Raw genomic sequence first — 5,950 nt, 5'->3', positions numbered from 1 at the left:
CCGCCCTTGCGGAGCCCCTTTTCTTCTTTCCGGACATGCCGTCCTCCGATCTCCCGGGGCCGGCCGATCCGGCCCTCAGGGTATCGGGTTCCCACATTCATCCGTACATGTACGGATGAATGTGGGAGGTGTTCGGATAAAGTTGATAATCAAGGTCGGTTTCCAGAGAAGCGGAGGGGTGCGCATGCCCGGTCAGCGGCGCGCCAATCGCTTGGTATACTTACAGTAGCGCTACCAGCCGAGCCGCCGACCCTTGAAATGAGGTGCCGAGATGAACGACATTCTCGCAAGAAGAGCAAGACGAGCAACTGTGGGCATCGCCCTTTCCGCGGCGCTTGTCGCGGGAATCGCCCCCCCCCCCGTAACGGCGATCGCGGCAGAAACCAGTTCCCCCACCGGTGCAGTTGCCTTGCAGACGGAAGATGCGGCCGCCGCAAAAGAAAAAGCGTATGCAGCCATGCAGGAAGCGCTCAAAACCCTCGAGGCCGCAAAAGACGCCGCAAGTCCTGAGAAACTTGCGGTAATCGATGATGACATTGCCGCTTTTCAAGAGATCTACGACATGGTGGTGACGGAAGCCGCCAAATGGAGGAAACCCCTTCCCGCCATGCAAGCGAACGTCGATGCAGCCCAAGCCAAATACGATGAGGCCCACAACCGGACAAGCGGCCTTCAGGCAGAATTAAATAAGGCAATCGACGACGGAGCTTCTAACGAAACTATTAAGCAGTTGCGAAGTGAGATCATGTCGGCAGAAAGGCGAGAAAAATCTTGTGAAGATGATCTTCACCACTGCCAACGCCGGCTCGAAAGCCAGGAAAGACAGGTTCAGCGTTTCGAAAGTGAGGCGGAGAAAGCCAAAGCCCACATCGATGAGGACGTAGCCAAGCGAGATGCGCTCCTCGACGATTTGGAAAAGGCGCAAGCGGCCTATGACGACGCCTGCAAGGCATACGAAGAGGCGAAAGCCGCGGCAGACAAGGTCACCTCGCCCGAGATAACGCAACCGACCGAGACGACGCCTCCCTCCAACTCGGCGCAACCCGCCGAACCGGCACCGCCCGCCAGCTCGCCCGCGACCGGCAAAGGCGCCACGCCGAGCTCCACCAAGCAAGCGAACGCGAACAGCGGCAAGCCCGGCAAGCTCGCAAACACGGGCGACACTGCACCGAGCGCAATCGCACTCGCAGCAGTCGCCGCCGCAGGCCTCGGAATAACCGCCACGGCTACACGCCGCATCAAGAACTCAAAATAGCCGACAGAGCATTCTGCCTTCACCAATCCACAAGCCCAGAGACAAAAAGAGGCCCGTTTCCCCAACCCAGGGAAACGGGCCTCTTTAACTACAATAATTCAAGCAACAGCACCGCCGCCTCTTGAACCACGTAGCCATCAATGCCCAGACAACGCCACCGAGCAGCAAAAGGCACGGGATTAAATAATTCAGATAAATGTGACCCTTCAGGCGGTTTTGGTTGGCTACCCGCGAGTGCCGGCAGGGCGCTTGGTAGTCGAGCGATCCCGCAGGCAAAGCCGAGGACCAGCGAGACACCAAGCGCCCTGCCGGCACTCGCGGGTAGCCGCGGCACCAAAAAGCGCCTGCGCACTCGATGGATTCGGATGCCCGACAGAGGCTCCTTATGGCTGCTTCCTTCCGGACCTGACCAGATTCGGAACATGTCGTCATCCGAACCCATCGAACGCGCTAGGCGCTCGGTATATCTTACCCGCTCCCGCCCGATGGGGCAAGACAGCTAATTTGGGACGGGGCTTTTTTGACTACTTTTTGACTGGTGGGGCATCAGGGTGGCGAAAGTAGTCAAGGAGGCCCCGTCCTAAATAGACTGATCTGGTGCTGTGCCACGAAAAGGGCCCATCTACTACGTTTAGGCCACAGGGGTCAACCATAGCCGACTTTTTCGAAAATCGGCAAGCTTTCTACCTGCGGTTTTGTTTTTGCAAATTCCGGAATGGTCGAGGGTGGCCGGTTTAACGTAGTAGATGGTCGCATTTCGTGGCAAACGGTCCGACCCAAGACCCAAGGCAGCCAACCTCGAATGGACATTCTCGAAGTTGCGGTGGAATACGGACTGAATTGGCACCTTAAAGGCAAAAACACTCCGTATTTCACCGCAACTTATAGGGAGATAGGCCTTAGAGGCGGGCGAGGTCGTAGGCTTGGGCAGCTGCCTCGCCAGCGCAGATGAGGTTGGTTGTGGCTTCTTGCGCACCGAGCGCCTGGTCGAGAGGCATGGGCTTGCGGCAAATCGGCAAAACCAAGTCAATACCCTGCTCATACACCGCATCCAGGTTGACGGCGCGCCCGCCCACGACGGCGACCACCGGCTTGCCATATCGCTTCGCGCGACGGGCCATGCCCACCGGCGCCTTACCGGCGGCGGATTGCTCGTCCATATTGCCCTCGCCCGTAATGACCAGGTCGACATCGCGTACGCGCTCGTCAAACCCAATCAGATCGAGCACCGTCTCCACGCCCGAACGCAACTCGGCACCGAGCGCCAGCAGCGCGGCACCCAGGCCGCCGGCAGCACCGGCACCGGGCACACCGAGCACCGAGCCAAATGTCCGTGCACCCTCGGGCAGGCGCAACAATCCCTGAGCCCGCACCCCGGTAATTGCCGCATCGAGCAGGCGGCCGTAGCCGACCATCCAGCTGTCGTACTTGCCCAGCGCCTCGGCATCATCCGCCGGCAGACCCTTCTGTCCACCGAACACTGCCAGCGCACCGCGGCGCCCCACGAGTGGGTTCTCGACATCAGAAAGCACCACGACACGCGCGCCGTTCAGCGCCCGAAGCGCTGGCGCCAAATCAACGCTCGCCACGTGTTCAAGGCCCGCAAGACCGGGGGCGACATCGCAGCCCTGATCATCGACCACACGCGCGCCCAGTGCCTGCAGCATACCGGCGCCACCATCGTTGGCGGCGCTGCCGCCCAAGCCAATATAGATAGTCTTTGCCCCGGCACGAACCGCACGGAGCATCAGCTCGCCCACGCCATAGGTTGTAGCAGCCAGCGCCGACGACTCCGTGCAAGGCGAATACCCAATACCCGCCGCCTCGGCCATCTCAATTACAGCCGAGTCGCGCTCGTCGTCCACCAGCATCCGGGCAGACACGCGGTCGCCCAAGGGGCCTGCGACATCGCAGGTTGAGAGCTCGCCACCGCATGCGGCGATGGCATCGAGCGTTCCCTCGCCACCATCTGCCAGCGGCAATGCACGCACCTCGGCATCGGGCCAAACGCGGCGCACGCCCTCGGCAACCGTCGCCTCCGCCTGCGCACTCGACACGCTGCCCTTAAAGGAGTCGATCGCCAGCAGCACACGACGGGGCCGGCGGCACGCAGGACCAAAGTCAACCGCCGTGCCAGCATCCTCGCCGGCACCTGCAAGCGCTGCGGCGTGAGCGGCGTGCGCTTCAAGATCGGCACCGCAACCGCAATCAGCGCCGCCCGCTCCGCGCAGACCGCCAAAATAGCTACTCAGCAGCTCGCGGCATTCATCCGCCAGTACGCCGGCGGTCACATTGAACCGATGATTCAGGCGCGAGTCGGCATTCAAATCGTATAGGGATCCCAGCGCGCCCGCCTTGGCATCAGCCGCGCCATACACGCAACGCCCCACGCGCGCGTTAACCATAAGCCCCGCACACATGCAGCATGGCTCGAGCGTCACGTAGACCGTGCAATCGGAAAGGCGCCAGCGACCGAGCGACCGAGCGGCAGCGCACAGGGCCGCGAACTCTGCATGAGCCGAAGGATCCTGGTCGAGCTCGCGCCGATTGTGCGCCCTCGCGACGATCTCGCCGTCGCGCACCACTATGGCACCGATGGGCACCTCGCCCACCGCCGCGGCGGCGCGCGCCTCCGCCAGCGCCTCGCGCATGAACTTCTCGTCGATTTCGGTGATCGTCATCGTTCGCCTTCCCTGTTGCAAATTCAAAACGATGCTATCATTACGACTCACGGAGAGATGGCAGAGCGGTTGAATGCGGCGGTCTTGAAAACCGTTGAGCGCGAGAGCGTTCCGGGGGTTCGAATCCCCCTCTCTCCGCCACTCCTAGTGATGCACCGGTGTCATGGTCCGCTCAAACAGCGCATCGACCACGTCGGCTATCTCAGGTCGACGCTCAAGATCGTGGCCCGATTCCCACCATATCGTGAAAAGTCGAATAATACCGCCGGCGACAAACTCAGACGTCGTCTCGAGTGACACGGGGGCCAGGGCATCCTCGGCAAGCACGTTCATCACACGCTCGCGGATGGAGCGGGCAATGCGGTCGCAAATAACGTTGGTCAACATGCCCGACATGCTGCTCGCCAAAATGTTATCCATGAGCCGCTCGTGCGCCAGAATCAAATCCATGGCATCGTCCAAAATCGCGTGTCGAAGCGCGCGCACGTCCTCGGCAGACACCGCGCCGGCCTCATCGGGCTGTTTTTGCGGCAAGCCCGACATGAGCTCATCGATATAAAAGGCAAAGTAATCGTTCTTGTCGCGAAAGTGCTTGTAGAAGGTCGTGCGGCGAATCATGGCGCGGTCGCACAGCATGGCAACCGTCAGGTCCTCAAAACGATGCTCCTCGAGAAGCTCGGTGAAGGCATCGAACAGGGCGCGGTAGGTTTTCTTAATGCGAAGGTCCACTGGTATCGCCATCCTCAGGGCAAAGACAACACTCGTCAATCTGTCGCATATCTTACACCTGTACCTCGCGCGCTTTGCCCCGGTGCCAACCCCGCCGAAAACACAACGCTTACCGGAAAGTTCGGCACGGCAAAACGTTGCGGGTATACTAGTAGCGTTATACCAACGGCAGCTGGCGCATGCCGCCGCGGCCATTCGAAACGGAGACATCATGATTACCGTCATCATCGGCATCGTTGTTGTCATTGTGATTGTCTGCGCCATCGCCGGCATCTACAACAACATGGTCACCAAGCGTAACCGCATCGATAACGCCTGGCAGAACATCGATACGCAGCTGCAGCGCCGCAACGACCTGATCCCCAACCTGGTCGAGACCGTCAAGGGCTACGCCAAGCACGAGCAGGAGACGCTCTCCGCCGTGATCAGCGCGCGTAACACCGCCGTCAAGGCCACTACGCCCGAGGCCAAGATGGAAGCCGACAACGTGCTGACCGGTGCGCTGCGTCAGCTCTTCGCCGTAGCCGAGGCCTATCCCGATCTTAAGGCAAACACCAACTTTACGCAGCTGCAGGCATCGCTCGAGGATACCGAGAACAAGATTAGCTATGCACGCCAAAGCTACAACGACTGCGTGCTCAGCTACAACAACGCCATTCAGACGTTCCCGGCTGTCATCTTTGCCGGCATCTTCCAGTTTAAGGAGCGCCAGGGCTTCGAGGCCGCCGAAGCAGCCCGCCAGGCCCCGACCGTCAAGTTCTAGTAGTTTGGCAGCGCATCCTTAATCGACCAAATGCATAAACTGCCCCGTCGAATGCATACTTCGACGGGGCAGTTTCCTTTTTCGCGAAGGTCCCCCTCTAAGCGCCGTGCATTTTTAGGAGTATTCAACATAACCAAGAGCTTCGGACGCCACGATAAATGCCAAAGACCGCGAATATCCCTGCAAATCAAACGCTGTCAGCCCATAACCCCGCCCATCATTCGTAGAAAACATCGAGAACTCCCGATTTTTTGCCCGAAGCCGGTATGCAGGGGCCTTCGATTGCAGAATACTCGCAAAAATGCACGTCGCCACCACCCCCACATGGCGCGAACCAAAACAAAAGCGCGGCTAAAAGGCCGCGCACCATCTTTAATTCAGATTAATTATTGTTCGTTGTGACATCGCCGAGCCCGCAGGGCGGAGAGCAAGCTCCCTCCCGGCGCACTCCGCAGGACGCAAGAAGCCCTCGCCGCACGAAGTGCGCAGCGAGGGCTTCTTGCATGTCCGAGGACGCGCCGG

Annotated in this window: 4 protein-coding genes, 1 tRNA gene and 1 other RNA gene; 3 read left to right on the top strand and 3 right to left on the bottom strand. The window is 60.1% G+C overall.

Annotated elements, in window-relative coordinates; genetic code table 11:
• Positions 1-271: 271 nt before the first annotated feature.
• A complete protein-coding gene (locus PMX72_RS10100; protein ID WP_271746216.1) occupies positions 272-1,255 on the top strand; it encodes a hypothetical protein in 984 nt (327 codons plus the stop codon).
• A gap of 349 nt (positions 1,256-1,604) precedes the next feature.
• Here PMX72_RS10100 and ffs read toward each other — a convergent pair.
• Positions 1,605-1,700, bottom strand: an RNA gene (gene ffs, locus PMX72_RS10095) — signal recognition particle sRNA small type.
• A 454-nt stretch (positions 1,701-2,154) separates the two neighbouring features.
• Positions 2,155-3,936: a tRNA adenosine(34) deaminase TadA gene (gene tadA / locus PMX72_RS10090; RefSeq protein ID WP_271729911.1), complete on the bottom strand. Its 1,782-nt coding sequence runs from the start codon at positions 3,934-3,936 to the stop codon at positions 2,155-2,157.
• A gap of 51 nt (positions 3,937-3,987) precedes the next feature.
• On the opposite strand from tadA, the gene PMX72_RS10085 reads away from it, so the two are divergent.
• Positions 3,988-4,077, top strand: a tRNA-Ser gene (locus PMX72_RS10085).
• Positions 4,078-4,080: 3 nt separating this feature from the next.
• Here PMX72_RS10085 and PMX72_RS10080 read toward each other — a convergent pair.
• Positions 4,081-4,665, bottom strand: coding sequence for a TetR/AcrR family transcriptional regulator (locus PMX72_RS10080; RefSeq protein WP_052044212.1), 585 nt, complete (start codon positions 4,663-4,665; stop codon positions 4,081-4,083).
• Positions 4,666-4,876: 211 nt separating this feature from the next.
• Here PMX72_RS10080 and PMX72_RS10075 point away from each other — a divergent pair, with 211 nt between their 5' ends.
• Entirely contained in the window at positions 4,877-5,428 is a 552-nt protein-coding gene (locus PMX72_RS10075) for a LemA family protein (protein ID WP_082421874.1), read from the top strand.
• The last annotated feature ends 522 nt before the right edge of the window (positions 5,429-5,950 follow it).

The organism is Collinsella aerofaciens (assembly GCF_028207065.1).
Taxonomy (GTDB): Bacteria; Actinomycetota; Coriobacteriia; order Coriobacteriales; family Coriobacteriaceae; genus Collinsella; species Collinsella aerofaciens_AR.
Note: the sequence above shows the minus strand (reverse complement) of the source record. Positions and strands in the feature narration are given on the sequence as shown.